General features: G+C 35.2%; 15 protein-coding genes. 3 read left to right on the plus strand and 12 right to left on the minus strand.

The genetic code is table 11. The features are described from left to right. The first annotated feature begins 79 nt into the window (after positions 1–79). Complete coding sequence (locus tag GKZ88_RS04820; RefSeq protein WP_155101276.1) at positions 80–325, plus strand: Ada metal-binding domain-containing protein; 246 nt, start codon at positions 80–82, stop codon at positions 323–325. After that, a complete protein-coding gene (locus tag GKZ88_RS04825; RefSeq protein ID WP_155101277.1) occupies positions 312–920 on the plus strand; it encodes an alpha-ketoglutarate-dependent dioxygenase AlkB in 609 nt (202 codons plus the stop codon). The genes GKZ88_RS04820 and GKZ88_RS04825 overlap by 14 nt, the downstream gene beginning before the upstream one ends. A 2-nt stretch (positions 921–922) precedes the next feature. Here GKZ88_RS04825 and GKZ88_RS04830 read toward each other — a convergent pair whose 3' ends face one another. Together GKZ88_RS04830 and GKZ88_RS04835 are read right to left on the minus strand one after the other, a co-directional pair. After that, positions 923–1,246 (minus strand): MmcQ/YjbR family DNA-binding protein, encoded by a 324-nt coding sequence (locus GKZ88_RS04830; protein WP_155101278.1) that lies wholly within the window; start codon positions 1,244–1,246, stop codon positions 923–925. Between the two features lie 34 nt (positions 1,247–1,280). Continuing rightward, a complete protein-coding gene (locus tag GKZ88_RS04835) occupies positions 1,281–2,045 on the minus strand; it encodes an NUDIX domain-containing protein (RefSeq protein WP_347343853.1) in 765 nt (254 codons plus the stop codon). A 284-nt stretch (positions 2,046–2,329) separates the two neighbouring features. On the opposite strand from GKZ88_RS04835, the gene GKZ88_RS04840 reads away from it, so the two are divergent. Beyond that, positions 2,330–2,587, plus strand: coding sequence for a hypothetical protein (locus GKZ88_RS04840; protein WP_155101279.1), 258 nt, complete (start codon positions 2,330–2,332; stop codon positions 2,585–2,587). A gap of 48 nt (positions 2,588–2,635) precedes the next feature. Here the strand turns inward: GKZ88_RS04840 and GKZ88_RS04845 are convergent, their stop codons facing one another. The 10 genes from GKZ88_RS04845 to GKZ88_RS04890 all read right to left on the minus strand — a co-directional run bounded on the left by GKZ88_RS04845 (position 2,636) and on the right by GKZ88_RS04890 (position 17,147). After that, complete coding sequence (locus GKZ88_RS04845; RefSeq protein WP_155101280.1) at positions 2,636–4,864, minus strand: glycoside hydrolase family 3 N-terminal domain-containing protein; 2,229 nt, start codon at positions 4,862–4,864, stop codon at positions 2,636–2,638. Positions 4,865–4,878: 14 nt separating this feature from the next. After that, entirely contained in the window at positions 4,879–6,303 is a 1,425-nt protein-coding gene (locus GKZ88_RS04850) for a glycoside hydrolase family 30 beta sandwich domain-containing protein (RefSeq protein WP_155101281.1), read from the minus strand. A 2-nt stretch (positions 6,304–6,305) separates the two neighbouring features. Further along, on the minus strand, positions 6,306–7,145 hold the full coding sequence (locus tag GKZ88_RS04855) for an endonuclease/exonuclease/phosphatase family protein (RefSeq protein WP_155101282.1): 840 nt from the start codon (positions 7,143–7,145) through the stop codon (positions 6,306–6,308). Between the two features lie 62 nt (positions 7,146–7,207). Continuing rightward, a complete protein-coding gene (locus tag GKZ88_RS04860; protein WP_155101283.1) occupies positions 7,208–8,281 on the minus strand; it encodes a glycoside hydrolase family 16 protein in 1,074 nt (357 codons plus the stop codon). A 36-nt stretch (positions 8,282–8,317) separates the two neighbouring features. Beyond that, the gene (locus GKZ88_RS04865; protein ID WP_155101284.1) at positions 8,318–10,060 is read right to left on the minus strand and encodes a cellulase family glycosylhydrolase; all 1,743 of its coding nucleotides are present in this window, start codon (positions 10,058–10,060) and stop codon (positions 8,318–8,320) included. A 38-nt stretch (positions 10,061–10,098) separates the two neighbouring features. After that, entirely contained in the window at positions 10,099–11,574 is a 1,476-nt protein-coding gene (locus tag GKZ88_RS04870; protein WP_155101285.1) for a glycoside hydrolase family 30 beta sandwich domain-containing protein, read from the minus strand. Positions 11,575–11,602: 28 nt separating this feature from the next. Next, on the minus strand, positions 11,603–13,072 hold the full coding sequence (locus GKZ88_RS04875; protein WP_155101286.1) for a glycoside hydrolase family 30 protein: 1,470 nt from the start codon (positions 13,070–13,072) through the stop codon (positions 11,603–11,605). A 90-nt stretch (positions 13,073–13,162) separates the two neighbouring features. Continuing rightward, positions 13,163–14,614 carry a glycoside hydrolase family 30 protein gene (locus GKZ88_RS04880; protein ID WP_155101287.1) on the minus strand — a complete coding sequence of 484 codons (1,452 nt, stop codon included), beginning with the start codon at positions 14,612–14,614 and terminating at the stop codon, positions 13,163–13,165. 141 nt (positions 14,615–14,755) lie between these two features. After that, a complete protein-coding gene (locus GKZ88_RS04885; RefSeq protein WP_155101288.1) occupies positions 14,756–15,613 on the minus strand; it encodes a hypothetical protein in 858 nt (285 codons plus the stop codon). Between the two features lie 28 nt (positions 15,614–15,641). Continuing rightward, positions 15,642–17,147, minus strand: coding sequence for a RagB/SusD family nutrient uptake outer membrane protein (locus GKZ88_RS04890; RefSeq protein WP_155101289.1), 1,506 nt, complete (start codon positions 17,145–17,147; stop codon positions 15,642–15,644). Between the last annotated feature and the right edge of the window lie 8 nt (positions 17,148–17,155).

The raw sequence follows: 17,155 nt of genomic DNA on the forward strand, positions 1-17,155 counted from the left end.
CAAAGTGACAGAGATACAAAGTTATTCACCTTTGAACCTCTGTCTCTTTGTCTCTCTGTAACTTTGCAACTTAAAACAAATGATACAACACAATAAAATTTCAGATTCAGATCTTCGGATTAAAATTAAAAATGCTGAAATTTGCTTCGGCGGCAACCGAAAATTAAAAATCTACGGAACGCTAAAATGTTCTTCGGGAAAAAGAATGAAACGCGAAAATCGGGTTTTCTTTTTATCTGAAAAAGAAGCAAAACAAAACGGTTTCAGACCTTGCGGACATTGTATGAAAACCGAATATCAAAACTGGAAAAATGGACTTATTTAATCCTGAAAATGACGAAAATACAAATCTGCTTCCTAAAGATGGAACTGTAAATTATTACGGAAAATTGTTTTCAAGAGAAGAGGCAAATTTCTATCGTGATATTTTATTGGATACAATCGAATGGAAAAACGATGAAGCAATCATCTTTGGAAAATTAATTTTAACCAAACGAAAAGTAGCTTGGTACGGCGATCAGGAATTTGAATATACGTATTCCAATACCACAAAAAAAGCACTTCAATGGACGCCAGAATTATTAAAGTTAAAAGCTTTTATTGAGCAAAAAACCGGAGAAACTTTCAATTCCTGTCTGCTGAATTTATATCATTCCGGCGATGAAGGAATGGCTTGGCACAGCGATGCTGAAAAAGATTTAAAAAAGAATGGCGCAATTGGTTCGGTAAGTTTTGGGGCGGAACGCAAATTTGCCTTCAAACATAAAGAAACCAAAGAAACAGTTTCTTTAATTTTAGAACACGGAAGTTTATTGGTTATGAAAGATGAAACGCAAACGCATTGGTTACACCGATTACCTCCAACTAAAACTACTCAGAAGCCAAGGGTAAATTTGACTTTCAGAACGATTATCAGGTAAATTTATTTCTTCTTTTTTGGAGCGACATTTTGATACGAAAGTGATAGTGCATCTTCAAACATTTCTGGTCTTACTTTTGAAAGTTCGACAATTGTCCAGCCTTGTTCGCCCCATTTATTTGGAATTGGATAAAAAATCATTTCGCTTGACGCACAAAAAACAGATTGATCGATTTCATTTAATTTTAAAACAGCTCGATTGTTTTTTTCGTCAAATGTTGCGAATATCTTTTTATTGACGCGGAAAGAGGTTTTCTCGAAATGTGGTTCTTCAGTTGCATCCGGAAATGCCAAAGCTAAAGTTCGAAATGTATCAATATCTATCATAACTTATGCTTTTTTAGATAAAAAATGTTTCTTTTTACCAGCCTTGATTTAGTCCGTTTTTCAAGACTTCATCATATTTTTCTTTATCGAAAGAATATAAGTTTGGAGCCTTGTGAGCCACATTGCTTTTCTTCTCGTCAAGCTTATTAAGGATTCCGATATTCGTTATTTTTCTTAGAAAATTTCTCCGATCCAGTTTTTTATCCAGAATTGTTTCATACAATTTTTGAAGTTCTGGAATTGTGAATTTTTCTGGGAGTAAATTATAACCAATTGGCATTAAATTCAATTCCATTCTCAAAGTTTGCAATGCTTTATCCAGAATTTCTTTGTGGTCTAAAATAAGTTCCGGAACTTCTTTGTGATCTATCCATTCCACAATTTCACGATCGCTTGAAGGTTTGGGAATCGTTTTTAAAAAATCAACTAAAGCATAATAACCAATCGTAACAAAACGTCGCATCAGCCATTTTCCTTTAGCCTCTTCTATTTTTAAATATTCTAATACTTGTTTGTCAAAATGCTGATCGTTTCGTTTCACTTTTCCAAAGGTGGCAAACTGTCTTAAAAAAATACCATCAACACCAGTTCTGTCATTTAAAATAGTTACGGCTGCCGTGTCTATATCCTGATCAATTGGGATAAATCCTCCTGGCAAAGACCATTTTGGATTTCGATCTACTTTGATCAGCAAAACCTTTAACTGGTTATCGTGAAATCCAAAAATGACACAGTCAATCGACAGCCCAGGCTGATAATTTTCATTATTTTCTATGATGTCTTTTAACATTTTTGACATTTAATTGAACCTTTTTCTTTATCAAATAACCCTGCAATTTACTCTATTTTTATAAAAACAAAACAATTTAGAAGTTATAAACACAAAATTCACATTTGCAAAATAAGTGTGTCTCTCACAATTTTAACTTAAAATTAAATTCAAATATAAAAAAAATAAGTACATTGCGTCATAATAACACATTTAAATAATTTTGTTATTATTTTAAATAATAAAGTAAGAAAATTAAGATGTAAATTTTATATTTGCTCTTTTTATATATTCAGAAAGTCAATGTGAGAGATATGAGTACCAATCCATTAAAAGACATAAACAAAAGAATTAGATCCAAAATCTGGGCTTCTTTCGGATTTGTTTCGAAAACTTATTTATTGGAAGAATCAATAAAATACAGCCAGCAGCAGGAAAAAATTTTCAATGAAATGATTAGTGAAACTGAGGCAAAAGATAAAAAGGCAAAACGCGAAGCTTTTGACAAAGCTTTGTACGCATCATACAAAGGAATTGGCGCTATGGATTTTATAAATACTGTTTTGAAATAATTCAAAACCTTTATAAAATCGATAGCGCCAATTTAAAATTGACTTCTACTATTGTACTAATTCAAAGTCTGCTCTAAGTTTTATATCTGCTGACGAAGCTCCAATCATTACTTCAAAATCACCAGGTTCAGCAACCCATTCTAATTTATTGTTATAGAACGAAAGTTTTTCTTTATCAATTGTAAATTCGATTGTTTTAGATTCTCCTGCATTTAATTTCACTTTTTGGAAATCTCTTAATTCTAAAACTGGTCTAACAACAGATCCGAATTTATCTTTCAAATACAATTGCACTACTTCTTCTCCAGCCACTTTTCCAACATTTGATAATTGGAAAGAAACTTTAATTGTTTCGTTGCTTTTGATTTTTGCAGAAGATAATTTCAAACCTGAATAATCGAATTTTGTATAACTCAAACCGTACCCAAATGGGAATTTAGGTGAGTTTTTTAAATCAATATAGGCTGAAACATAATTTTTTGAATCTTCATTTTTAGCTGGTCTTCCAGTGCTGAAATGATTATAGTAAATTGGCACTTGACCAACTTCTCTTGGGAAAGTCATAGGTAATTTTCCAGACGGATTATAATCTCCAAATAGAACATTTGCAATTGCATTTCCAGCCTCTGTACCTAACCACCATGTGTAAACAATTGCCGGAACATTATCTGCTGTCCAGTTAAAAATTAGCGGTCGACCTGCATTTACCAAAACCACAACCGGTTTTCCTGTCGCCTGAATCGCTTTTACTAAATCTTCCTGAACACCTGGCAAATGTAAATCGCTTCGGCTTTTTGCTTCACCGCTCATGTCGCGTCTTTCACCAATACTTAAAATAACTACATCAGCTTGTTTTGCAGTTTCTACTGCTTCGGCAAAACCATCTTTATTATCTCCGTCAACTTCACAGCCTTTAGCATAAAGCAATTTGGTATTTTTACCTACTTTATTCTGCAAACCATCCCATTGCGAAACAACCCATTTGTCATAATCAACATCTGGTAATTCAACAGACCAAAATCCCATATTGGCTTTGTATTCTTTTACCATTGGTCCAATGAATGCAATTGTTTTTAAGTTTTTAGAAAGCGGTAAAGTCTGGTTATCATTCTTTAATAAAACAATACTTTTCTGTGCTACTTCAAGTGCTGCTTTTCTGTTTTCTGGATTGTTTAAAACTTTCTCAGCTCTTTTATCATCTGAATATTTGTAAGGATCATCAAATAAGCCTAACTCATATTTTTTACGAAGAATACGTTTTACCGCATCGTCAATCAAATCAATAGAAACTCTTCCTTCTTTTACTAACTCTGCTAAATTCTTACGGTATGCATTACTTTCCATGTCCATATCGCTTCCTGCAGTAATTGCAGAATAGGCAGCTTCTTTAAGGTCTTTTGAGTAACCGTGCGCTACCATCTCTCCAATTGATCCCCAGTCAGAAACTACGAAACCTTGAAAATTCCATTTTCCTTTTAGAATATCGCGCTGTAAATGTGCATTTCCTGTTGCTGGAACTCCGTTTAAATCATTAAATGAATTCATAAAAGTAGCTGCACCAGCATCTAAAGCCGATTTAAAAGGAGGCAAATAGGTTTCAAGCAGCATTCTTTCGCTCATATCAACAGAGTTATAATCTCTTCCACCAACACCTGCGCCATAAGCTGCAAAGTGTTTTACGCAAGCCATAACCGAGTTTAAATCGCCTAATTTATTTCCTTGAAAACCTTTTACACGCGCATAAGCAATTTTAGACCCTAAGTAAGTATCTTCTCCGGCGCCTTCCATAACTCTTCCCCATCTTGGGTCACGCCCAATATCAACCATTGGAGCAAATGTCCAGTGAATACCGCTTGCTGATGCTTCAGTTGCCGCAACTCTTGCTGCCAATTCTATAGCTGGCAAATCCCAGCTCGCGGCCTCAGCTAACGGAATTGGAAATGTTGTTTTGTAACCGTGAATAACATCCTGACCAAACAACAACGGAATTTTCAAACGTGACTGCATCGCCAATTCCTGATATTGTCTGGTATATTTTGTTCCAATGATATTCAGCATCGAACCTATTAAACCTTGTTTAATCTCCGATTGTTTATTTGGGTTTATGGTTATTGGACCTGTCGCCTGATTATCGCCAGTATATTGATTAAGCTGACCTATTTTTTCTTCAATAGTCATTTTTTTCAACAGATCATTCACTTTTTGATCTATTGTCTGCTGTTGTGCCACCGCAAAAAACGAGGCCATCAACAAGGCAAATGTGGTTAATTTCTTCATGAATTTAATTTTGATTACCAAACGTAAGTTGCTACTGCACCAGCATTTAAAGTAGTTGAAATTTGTTTTTGATTGTATTTGATATTGAATGTTTCTGCTGTAGTTCCGTCATTTTCAACAATTACAACAATTTGTCCTGATGGCGTTTTGAAAGCAACGTTATGTAAATTCCCAGCAATATTACTTCCAATTCTTACTGATCCTTCAGGAACAAATTTTGAAGCGTGTCCAATAATATAATAACCTACTTCTCTTTTAATATTCTGATTTTGATCAATCATTAGCGCACCTTTACAAGTAGAGCATCCTCCTGGCGTGAATGGTTTGTAATATTCGTCATTTGCCAATCCCCATGAAAGTGCATTTTTACTCCAATTTCGCATTGAACCAATTACAACATTTTTCACACTCCATTTCAAATCATTTTCAAAACTGCTTTTTGATCCTGTATATTGTTCTGTAAAATATAAATCTTTGTTTGGAAACGCATCGTGAACTGTTGTCAAAGCACTAATGTCACCTTCATACAAGTGAAAAGCAGAACCTGTAACAAACGGATACGCTTTTGCATTTTTTAAAATCGTCAAAGGATATTCTGGCTTATTGCAATTGTGATCGTAAACAATAATCTTCGTTTTAATTCCTGCAACCTTAAATGCTGGTCCTAAATTGTTTCCAATAAAATCGGCTTGCTGTTCAGCCAACATTAGCATACTAGGATTATTTCCAGGATGCAAAGGCTCATTTTGAGGCGTAATCGCATCAATTACAATGCCCTGCGCTTTCATTGCCTGAATATATTTTACAAAATACTCGGCATAAACCTGATAATATTTTGGCTGTAAACTGCCGCCTTTTGAGCTTCCGTTATCTTTCATCCAAACCGGAGGCGACCACGGAGAACCCATAATTTTGATTTTAGGATTTATCGCTAAAATTTCTTTTAAAACCGGAACCACATCTTTTAAATCTGGACCAAGATTAAAATGTTCCAATTTTAAATCGGTTTGGCCTTCTGGCATATCATCATACGAAAAAACCACTTCATTCAAATCTGAAGCACCAATACTGATTCTTAAATAACTTATCCCTACAGCATCATTTTTTCTTGAAAAAAGCTCTTGAAGCAATGCCTCTCTTTTTGCTTTATCCAATTTCAAAATAGTCTGAGCACTTCCTCCTGTTAAAGAAAATCCAAAACCTTCAATGGTCTGGAATTTTTGTGAAGCGTCAACTACAATGGTCTGATTCGAATTTACATCAGAATTAAAAACCAAATCTGGCTGTTTTTTCAATTTTGATGTTTCGTCTGTGGTTGTAATCCAAGACTCAGCTTTTCCAGAATTGGAAGCTGTGCTTTTTGAAGAACCGCATTTTATTTGAACTGCTATTAAAGGCAGTAAAAGTAAAATTTGAAGTTTTTTGTTGATGTTTTTCATTTTTAATCTACTTCTATTAAAACAGGTAAATGATCTGAAGGATATTTTAAATCTTTAGAATCACTTAAAACTGCATGTTTATAAATCTTTAGTCCGCTATTTTTTGAAACAAAAATGTAATCAATCAATAATGTTACAGGTTTGTCATGTTTAAAATCATTGAATGTTCCAGATGGTCCAAAAGGTTTTTCTATTGAAACCTCTTTCGTATCATCCATTACTTTTTTCACCGAAGCAATTTGTTTCGTATCCGGCTCCGAATTAAAATCTCCCATTAAAAAAACAAGATATTTTTTTGCGTTGATTGTTTGAATTTTTGACAAAACAAGTTCAACACCTTTTACTCTTGCAACCTCTCCCATATGATCCAAATGCAGATTAAAAACATAGAATACTTTTTTAGTTTTTAAATCTTTAAAAAGACCATACGTACAAACTCTATTGCAAGCGGCATCCCAGCCTCTTGAAACTTTATCAGGCGTTTCAGACAACCAAAATGTATTTGATTCCTGAACTTTAAAACGATCTTTTTTATAATAAATCGTGCAGGCTTCTCCTGTTCCACCCTCTTCTCTTCCTACTCCAAATCTGTTATAATTTGGCAAAGCCGAAGCAATATCTGTAACCTGATTTGGAGTCGCTTCCTGAACTCCAAAAATATCAGGGCTGTAAAATTGTATCTGTGAAGCAAAATAATCCTTTCGATTTGGCCAAGCATTTTCTCCGTCTGATGCTACATCTAAACGAATATTATAAGTCATAATTTTTAAATTCTGACCAAAAAATGAGTTACTTGCTAAAAGTAGGAATACTACTAAAATGATTTTACTTGTCTTTTTCATATTTTAAAAAATTTTAATCTGTAAAGCTAGTATTTACGAAGCTTTACAGTTTAAAATTAATGTTAATTGTACACTCTGACATAGTCAACTTCAAAAGTTGCATTAGTAAAATTCGGATCCACTGTTCCACCAAAATTCCCTCCCATTGCCAGATTTAAAATCAAGAAAAAGTTGGCATTAAATGGTGACGAACTCGTGTTTCCATATGTATAAAATAAATTATCATCGACATAAAACTTAATGCTTTGCGGACTCCATTCTGCAGCATAAACATGAAATTCTGTTGCTGAATTTGGAACTGTTGTTATAGCAGTATCAGGAGTATTCCCTGAACGTCCCGGTGAATGCAGGGAAGAATGATTGACATTTGGATTATTTCCAACCGATTCTAAAATATCAACTTCACCGCACGCTGGCCAAGGAGCTGTATCAATATTATCGCCCAACATCCAGAAAGCCGGCCATGTTCCGCCTCCAACTGGCAATTTCGCACGAACTTCAGCACGTCCGTATTTGAACGAGAATTTTCCTTTTGTAAGCATTCTTGCCGAAGTATAATGGCTTCCCATATATTCTTCTTTAATTGCTTTAATTTTTAAAATTCCGTTTTCAACAATCACATTTTCAGGGCGAGTGGTATAATATTCTAATTCGTTATTTCCCCAGCCGTTTCCTGTTCCTGTATTGTAACCCCATTTTGAAGTGTTTGGCGCACCATTTACATCAAATTCGTCAGCCCAAAGTAATTTTCGAGCTACAAAAACATCTACCGAAGTTGTTGTGCTTACAAACTGTAATCCGTTATATGCAGAAACTATAATTGGATAATTTTTAGTTCCAGAAGTTGTAAATTCATACGTCAAGTCACCCGCTGTGATATCTTGTGACTTATTATCTATCACCACTTTATACGACGTTGCGTTTGATGCCGTAATTGTAAGTTTTACTTTTCCGCTGCCGTCACCGTTAGGTTTATCAGCAGTTTTACCAATTACTTCTACCGTAACAGAAAGATTTGAAGGTGCTGTTGCAATAGGCGTCTCATCGCTGGCATCGTTTCCGCTGCTACAAGACTGACTGACAAACAGCAAGGCTAGCAAAAAACCTGTTTTCTTTATTACATTATATAGTTTCATTGGTTTTGGTTTTTGGTTAGTTTATAGTTTTAATGCTTATTTTTTTGCTTCAGAAAAATCTAAATAATTCAAATTGAAGCCTCCTTTTTCAAAAACAGCTTTGATTTTATTTGTTCCTGCTTGTAATTCTACTCCAGACAAAACAATCGTTTTCCATTTGTCATTTCCTCCAGTTGCAGGAAGTACAATTGATTCTGATTTTTTTCCGTCAGCTGTTTCAAAATGCAGTTTTCCTTCTGTTTTTTCACTTGAATAACGAATCGCAACTTTATATTTATTTTGTTTTTTGACTTCAGATGTAAACTGCAGCCATTCCCCATCTTCAATAAAAGAAACCTGATAACCATTTGATCCAGCATCTTTGCAAGACATGATATCTACACCATCGTTTCTCATGGTATTTCCTTTATTCCACTCATCAAATTTTCCAGTTTCAACTCTGTAGTTTATAAAATCTTTATCAGAATAAGCATATTCGTTTGTTCCTAAATCATATTGCGTTGCGGCAATTTTTCCCGGAATAATATGCTTTTTATACGGTTTTGTGTCGTTTGTCTGAACTTGTCTGAACATCGCATCGATTACATCTGGCTTAACCGTTACGTTCTCCATTTTGTAATTATCAGCCATTTTCATCAACGTTTTCTTTGCAAATTCGGGAGTTGGTTTTTGACCTCCATCTTTCCAATATTTCAATAAAACATCGTATTCTGGAATTTTTGTTACCGAAGTTACTCCAGCAATATTCTCGATTTTTTTCATTGGCCAAAAAGCCCATCCAATATTGTTTCCTTCTACCAAAGTCAGAACATCCTTAAACCAAACATTTGAATTTTCTCCGCTTTCTCCTAACCAAATTGGCACATTGTATTGTTTTCTGTAATCCAACATTTTCTGAATTGAACCTACAGTATTATAGTTCCAATATTTGTGGAAACTTAATGCCATATTTTCATCCCATAAAGGAAAAATTCCGTTGTAGTTATTACCCCAGCAATTTCCTTCAATAATAACCATATGGTTGGTATCCACTTCGCGAATCGCTTTTGTTACGGCAACCAATAAATCTCTCAACGGTCCGTTTGAATTTTCGTCGCAGCCGTTTTTATTGGTTCCGGTAAAGTTCCAGTTTGGCTCATTAATAATATCATAAGCACCAATCCAAGGATTATCTCTATAACGAGAAGCCAGTTTTTTCCATAAAGCAATCATTTTTTTCTGATTGGCTTCACTGTTCCAAAGTGATGGTTTTGTAGTATCGTAATCAGATATCGCAGCGTCATTTCCCTGACCGCCCGGAGCAGCGTGCAAATCTAAAATCAGGTACATTTTATTTTCGGCACACCATTTCAATAAATTATCGGTCATTGCGAAACCTTCTTCCAAAAAGGTAATTTCACCATTTTTTTCTTCCTGAATTGATGGTGTATATAAATTGTAATGCATTGGAAGGCGAATCGAGTTGAAGCCCCATTTTGCCAATGAATCAACATCACGTTTTGTAATTCCGTTTGCTTTATAAGCGGCATAAAACTCTTTCGTTCCCTGCTCGCCAATAACGTCCTGAATTTTTTGCTTAATTTGATATTGCGGACTCGCGAATGGCTGTGTCTGCAGCATGTATCCTTCCTGAACCATCCAGCCGCCAAGACCTAGACCTCTTAAAATTATATTTTTGCCGTTTCCGTCAACAATATTTTGTCCGTCTCTATGCAAAAAACCTTGTCCAAATGAAGCAGCAGTCAATAAAAGCAATGCTCCTGTAATTATTTTTTTCATGCTGAAAACTTGTTATTTCTGTATTCTGAATTGTGTTATTATTTCCAAGTAAATGTTCCTACCGATCCACCATCAAGTGTAACGGTAACCCATTTATCATTGAATTTAATATTGAACATTTCCATATCAGCTCCGTCGTTTTCAACAATTAAAACTTTTGAGCCTGTTGGCGTAATAAAAGCAACATTTTGAAGATTTCCGCTAATATTACTTCCAATTCTAACAGAACCAGCTGGAACAAATTTCGATGCATGAGCAATAATATAATAGGCAACATTACGCTGAAAAGTTTCACTTGAAGTTACTGTTAAAGCACCCTTGCACATATTACATCCGCCCGAAGTATGAGGTTCGAATGAACCATTATTAGCTAAATTCCATTCTAATGCATTCTTACTGTAATTTCTCATAGAACCAATCACTACATTTTTAAGATGCCATTTTAAATCGCCTCCAAATTCTCCTGCTGACGAAGTCCATTGCTCAGTGAAATACACATTTTTAGTTGGAAACGCATTGTACACATTTGAAAGTGCACTAATATCGCCAGCATATAAATGAAATGCTGAACCATCTACGAAAGGAAATGCATCGGCGTCAGCCAAAACTTCTTTTGGATAACTTGGTTGATCACAGTTGTGATCGTAAGCAATAATTTTTGTTTTAAGTGCAGCCGCCTTAAATGCAGGACCTAAACTTGTTTTTATGAAATTTTTCTGCTCTGTTGCAGACATATACATACTTGGGTTATTACCATCATGCAATGGTTCGTTTTGTGGTGTTACTGCATCAATTGTAATACCTTCCGCTTTCATTTGCTGAATGTATTTCACAAAATATTTAGCGTAAACATCATAATATTTTGTCTGTAATTTTCCTCCAATAAAACTGTCTTTATCTTTCATCCAAAGAGGAGCTGACCATGGAGTTGCTAAAATTAAAATCTTAGGATTGATTGCCAGAATTTCTTTCAAAAGAGCAATTACACCTGCTTTGTCCTTGTCTAAACTAAATTTTGCCAAATCCAAATCCGTTTCACCTGTTGCAAGATCGTCATATGTAAAAGGAGAAGCATTTAAATCTGAAGCTCCAATACTGATTCTGATGTAACTAATTCCAATTGAAGTTTCGCCTGAACCAAAAAGTTCTTGTAAAAGTGCACTTTTCTTTGGCGGAGTCATCTGATTGATTACATCGGCACTTCCACCAGTAAGTGTATATCCAAAACCATCAACCGTTTGATATTTTATTGCTTCATCGACTACAATGTTTGCGAACGTATTATAAGTCGTTCCAAACCCTAATGTTGTACTTTGCTTAGCCAAAAGAACACTTTGATTGCTTTTCGTCAGCCAAAAATCAACGTCATTTGTTACTGTCACCGGAGGAGTCACAACCGGAGGAGTTACTGGTCCTGGATCTGTAGCGTCATTTGAAGAGGAACATTTTACCTGAGCAAATATTGCCGAAGCAAAAAATAATGCTTTTATAGTGGTTTTTAAATTGAGGTTCATTTTTATAGTTTTTTTAGTTAATAGTACGCTAGTAAACAATCGTTTGAATAGCGTGTGCAGGGATAGTAATAGTGGTTTTTAAAGTGTTGCTGGTTAAATTGTATACAACATCTTTATCGGATTGGTTCATCACAATAGTGGCGATTTTTCCGTCGGTATTTTTAAATGACGTACTTAAAAGGGTTTTATCACTAATGGTCTGTGCTATGCGTTTTGCATTTGCATGAATGAATTTTGAGAAATGCCCAATATAATAATACATTGGCGTGTAGATTAATTCATCTTTTGTAACATCGGCGTGAATTGGCGCAAAACAAAAATTGCCAACATGATTTGGACCTCCGTTTTGATCTAGAAGAATATTCCAGTCTGTCCAGCCTACTGTTCCGTTATTAAAATCATTAATCATGTTAAGACCGTAACGTTCGGCATTTCCCCAAAACTGAAATCTTGTGGCATCAAATTTTTCAATACAGCCTTCTGTAAATAAAAGTCCTTTATTTGGAAAAGCTTTATGAACTTCACCCACAGATTCAAATCTTGGCGGTCCGCCACCCCAAGTTTCGTACCAGTGAAATCCGATTCCCCATGCAAATTTTGAAACTTCAGAATCAGAGAAAACAAGATTGGCACGTTTTTCAAGCATTTCGCCGCGATTGTGATCCCAAATAATTACATTTTTTGAGGCAAGTCCTTCTTTTTGCAAAGTTGGTCCGAGGAAATTTTTCAAGAAATCTCTTTCAGCTTCAGGAGTATAAATACAAGATTCCCATCTTTGTTTTGCCATTGGCTCATTTTGAATGGTTAATCCCCAAATTGGAATACCTTCTTTTTCGTATGCATTTATAAATTTCACGTAATAATTAGCCCATGACTGAGCAAATTCCGGCAATAAAACGCCGCCGTGCAAAATATCATTATTGTCTTTCATGAAAGCTGGGGGACTCCACGGACTGACAAATAACGTTAGTTTCCCGCCGGCTGTTTCAATTGCTTTCTTTAAAAGTGGAATTCTGTATTTTCGATCGTGGTCAATATTGAAGGTTTTTAATTCCTTGTCACCTTCAGCAATATAAGTATAACTGTCGCTGCTAAAATCACAGCTATGGATGTTGGTTCTGGCTAATGAATAACCAATTCCTTTGTTTTTGTCGTAGTAAGCGTCTAGAAATTCCTGTTGTTTTTTTGGAGATAATTTGGCAAAAACTTCAGCACTTGCATCTGTAATTGCACCTCCAATTCCAAGGAAAGTCTGATCTGTATGTTCAGGATCTACATTGATAGAAACTGATGAAATTGTTTGTTGTGTAGTGTTGTTCGAAATTAAATTATTCGATAATGATAATTTAAAATTGGTGTTTTCGGCTGTAGTGTAAACCGCTATTTTTTTATTTGATTTGGAACCAGAAACCGCAGAAGCATCTGCAATTTTTGATGAATTACAACTAAATTGCAGTAATAGTATTGGGACGATTAAAATGCTGCTTATGGCTTTCATTGTACTTTCAAAAAACGATTTAATTAAGAAAAAGTAAATTGAGGGTCAATTTGGATGATTCAGATCAACCCTCATTATTTACAAATAATATTAATATACAAGTGTTTGTATAGCATGCGCAGGAATCTTAACTACAGTCTTTTCAGCAGCTATAATTAAGTTATAGGTAATCTCTTTGTCTGACTGGTTCATGACAATTGTTGCCATTGTTCCATCAGTATTTAAAAATGAAGTACTCAATAAAGCACTTCTGCTCACTGCAGTACTAACACGAACTGCATTTAAGTGAATGAATTTCGAAAAATGTCCGATGTAATAATAAGACGGTGTATAAATCAATTCACCAGTTGTTGTATCTGCGTGAATTGGTGCAAAACAAAAGTTACCTACGTGGTTAGGGCCTCCGTTTTGATCTAAAAGAATGTTCCAATCCGTCCAGCCGGCTGTTCCATTATTAAAATCATTAATCATCGAAATACCGTATCTTTCGCCGTTACCCCAAAACTGATATTTTTTGGCATCAAATTTTTCAACGCATCCTTCAGTAAATAAAAGACCTTTATTTGGATATGCTTCGTGTACTTTTCCAACATTATCAAACATTGATGCTCCGCCAGACCAGTTTTCATACCAGTGAAAACCCATTCCCCAAACATACTTTGAAGCTTCTGGATCAGAATAAATAACATTTGCTCTGTAGTTCATTAAATCACGGTTATGATCCCAAACAATGATTTTTACATCGCCTAGTTTTTCTTTTTTCAAAGTTGGTCCAAGAAAGTTTTTGATAAAATCTCTTTCGGCTTCGGCAGTATAAATACAAGATTCCCAAGTTTGAACCGCCATTGGCTCATTTTGAGTTGAAGTTCCCCAAATAGGAATTCCTTCTTTCTCATATTCTTTTATAAATTTGGCATAAAAATTAGCCCAAGTCTGATAATATTCAGGCAATAATGTTCCGCCTTTAAGGACATTCTTATTGTCTTTCATAAAAGCATTTGGTGACCATGGAGCAACATAAGTTGTTAATTTCCCACCAGCTTTTGCAATAGCCTGTTTGATTAACGGAATACGAAATTGTCTGTCATGCTCAATAGAAAAGGTTTTTAAATCCTTATCGCCTTCTTTGATATAAGAATAGCTTCCACTGCTAAAATCAGAACTCTGTATCGTTGTTCTTAGCAAAGAATAGCCAATTCCTTTTTGTTTATCGTAGTAAGCATTTAAGAATTCTGCTTGTTTTTCTTTAGAAAGTTTAGCAAAAATTTCGGCACTCGCGTCAGTAATCGCACCGCCAATTCCCATGAAAGTTTGGAACTTTTTTGAAGGTTCAACAAATACAGATGATTCTACTTCAAGAGGCTGTTTTGATGCTGAAAAAGTTAAATTATCGGTAGAAGTTAATCTTAAATTAGAATTCTCAGCTGTCGTATATACGGTTACTTTTTTTCCGTTGGTTGTAAATTCTTTTTTTGCTTTGGGCTGGGCAAAAGCAGCCACTGAAAACAAAAAACATAGAATTTTTAAACTATTATTTTTCATTCTTTCCTTATTATATTATTTCTAATTACAAGTTCTCAGAAAACTCATTTTCTGACAGCTTAAGGAAGGATTTAAAAAATAGCCCATACTCATAACGATTATGGGCTATTTACAACCAAACTTAAACTTAACTTAACTTTATTATTTTCCGCGTAATTCCACGCCTTTGATTGTGATACCGCCCGGAGCAATTCCACCACCGCATCTAATCATTAAATAAATTTTACCTGTAATATCAAATTTTACAACATTACTGATTTTATCTAGTTTTACATTTTTAGTACATCCTATAGCAGATAGTTTACCAGAAATAGTAGTGTTTCCACAACCATCCCAAGTATTAAGTCCCATTACTTTTCCGCCATCAGCATAATCACCAGAAACTGTAGCCGGATCAGTTTTGCCAGCATAAACCTCAAACCACATATCTTTTGAAGCACCACCAGACATAACCATGTCAATTGTATATTCTTTGTCTTTAATAACGTCAATTGCTTGGTAGATTCCAGCATGATCACCAGTTACAGTAGCTCCTTTTGCACTATATGTCCAATCGCTATTTGGCTTATAAATAACTTTTTTCCAGTTAGCTTGATCAGCAGCAGTTGCAAAAGAACCACCTTTTACAAGGTTACCTTTTACAGGGTCTGAAGTTGCCACAACCACTTGAGTGTTTGCAGTACCTGTTGCCCCTCCTGCTCCAATAGCAGTATGTGTAATAGTATAAGTTCCCGCATCTGGAAGAACAATAGTCTCCGTCATTTTTCCTGGAGAAGCACCAGTACCTGTATCCCACATTGATGAGATTACACCTTTAGTCTGTGCAACTGCAAGGTAAGTATTTACTGCACCAGCTACTGGTGTAAAAGTAAATGAGGCATCAACGTTTGAAGCAACTAAAGTATTAGGATTTACATCGTCACTACAGCTTGATAGTGTTCCTAATGCTAAAGCTAGCATTAGGTATACACTTCTTTTCAAATTTATATTTAGGTTCATTTTTTTTCGGTTTTTGTGGTTAATTCTACTATTGGTAGTTAGGATTTTGTTTCAATTTAGTACCATTAAGTTCAGTGTATGGTATTGGGAAAATCTCATCTGTACCAGCATTGAAACCTCTATCAGATAATGCAGCAGCTGCATCTCCCCATCTTACTAAATCAAAAAATCTATGTCCTTCACCAGCTAACTCCATTCTTCTTTCAGCTTTAATCGCGTCTAATGTTACAGGAACAGATGCTAATCCAACTCTTTTTCTAACTGCATCAAGTAATGCCTGAGCTCTTGGTCCAGACCCTAAAGCCTCTGCTTCCATTAAGTACGTATCAGCAAGTCTGATGATGTAAGAATCTTGTTTGTAGTTTAACTCTGCAGCACCTCCACCTGTACGAACATCACCTGTTCTTGGAAGGAATTTGTTCAAGAAATAACCTGTATCTTGGTAACCACCAATATAATCAGCTTCACCTGCCGCTTTAAGTGCTTTTACGTCAAGAATTGTAGCACCAAAACGTGGATCGTTTTTCATGAAATCATACAATTTTTGAGTAGGAACACTAAAACTCCATCCTGCTGGAAGATCTGGCGCGTTAGATCCTTTTTTAGCATAACCTCTAGGTCCAACCATAACGTTTAATGAGTTTCCTTCATCTCTTCCAGAACCCCAGAAATCCCAGTTTGAGTTACCTGCACTAGAGTGAGATACTTCAATTAAAGACTCTGCATTGAATTTGTTTGAAACTTTCCATAAATCGTTGAAATCAGCCAACAATTTATTTCCGTATTGATTTGTTTGTCCAGGAGTACCATTTACTTGAGCCAAAACTGCAGCAGCTTCAGGCTTTTTACCTTCAAATAAATATACTTTTCCTAGTAATGCTTGTGCAGCACCTTTATTAAATCTTCCACCTTCAGTTGCTACATCAACAGTATTTGGTAAAGCAGGAATTGCTTCAAGCAAATCTTTTTCGATTTGTGCGTAAACTGCTTCTGGCGTAGCTTGCTCTGGGCTATAAATAGTTCCTGTGTTTAAAGATTCCAAGATTAAAGGAATATTTTTAAACAATCTTACTAAGTTGAAATAGTAAAGTGCACGAAGTGTTTTTGCCTCAGCTGTAAATCTGCTTTTCTTTGCAGCATCCATAGGAGCTGCTGGAAGTTTTTCAATCAAAAGATTTGCTCTTGAAACACCTTGATAATGATCACCCCAAAAACTTCCTGGAATGATGATAGACGTAAGTGAATGCGTAGAGAAATTCTGAATTCCAGTTCCATCTGTAGGACCTCCTCCACCAGCATAAAAATCATCAGATCCAGCATTTAGCATTGCTACTAAATTTTCAAAACCACCTGTATTTTTTCTAATTGGATCATAGGTTCCCATCAAAGCAGCATAACACTCTGATTCATTAGAAAAGTAAGTACTCGTGTCAAATTGTCCTTTTGGGTCAATGGTTACGAAATCTTCAGAACAAGATCCTAAAGCTGCCATTGCCAAAGCAATATATATGTATTTAAAATTTTTAGTTTTCATAATTCTTT

The organism is Flavobacterium sp. LC2016-01, from assembly GCF_009711135.1.
Lineage (GTDB): Bacteria > Bacteroidota > Bacteroidia > Flavobacteriales > Flavobacteriaceae > Flavobacterium.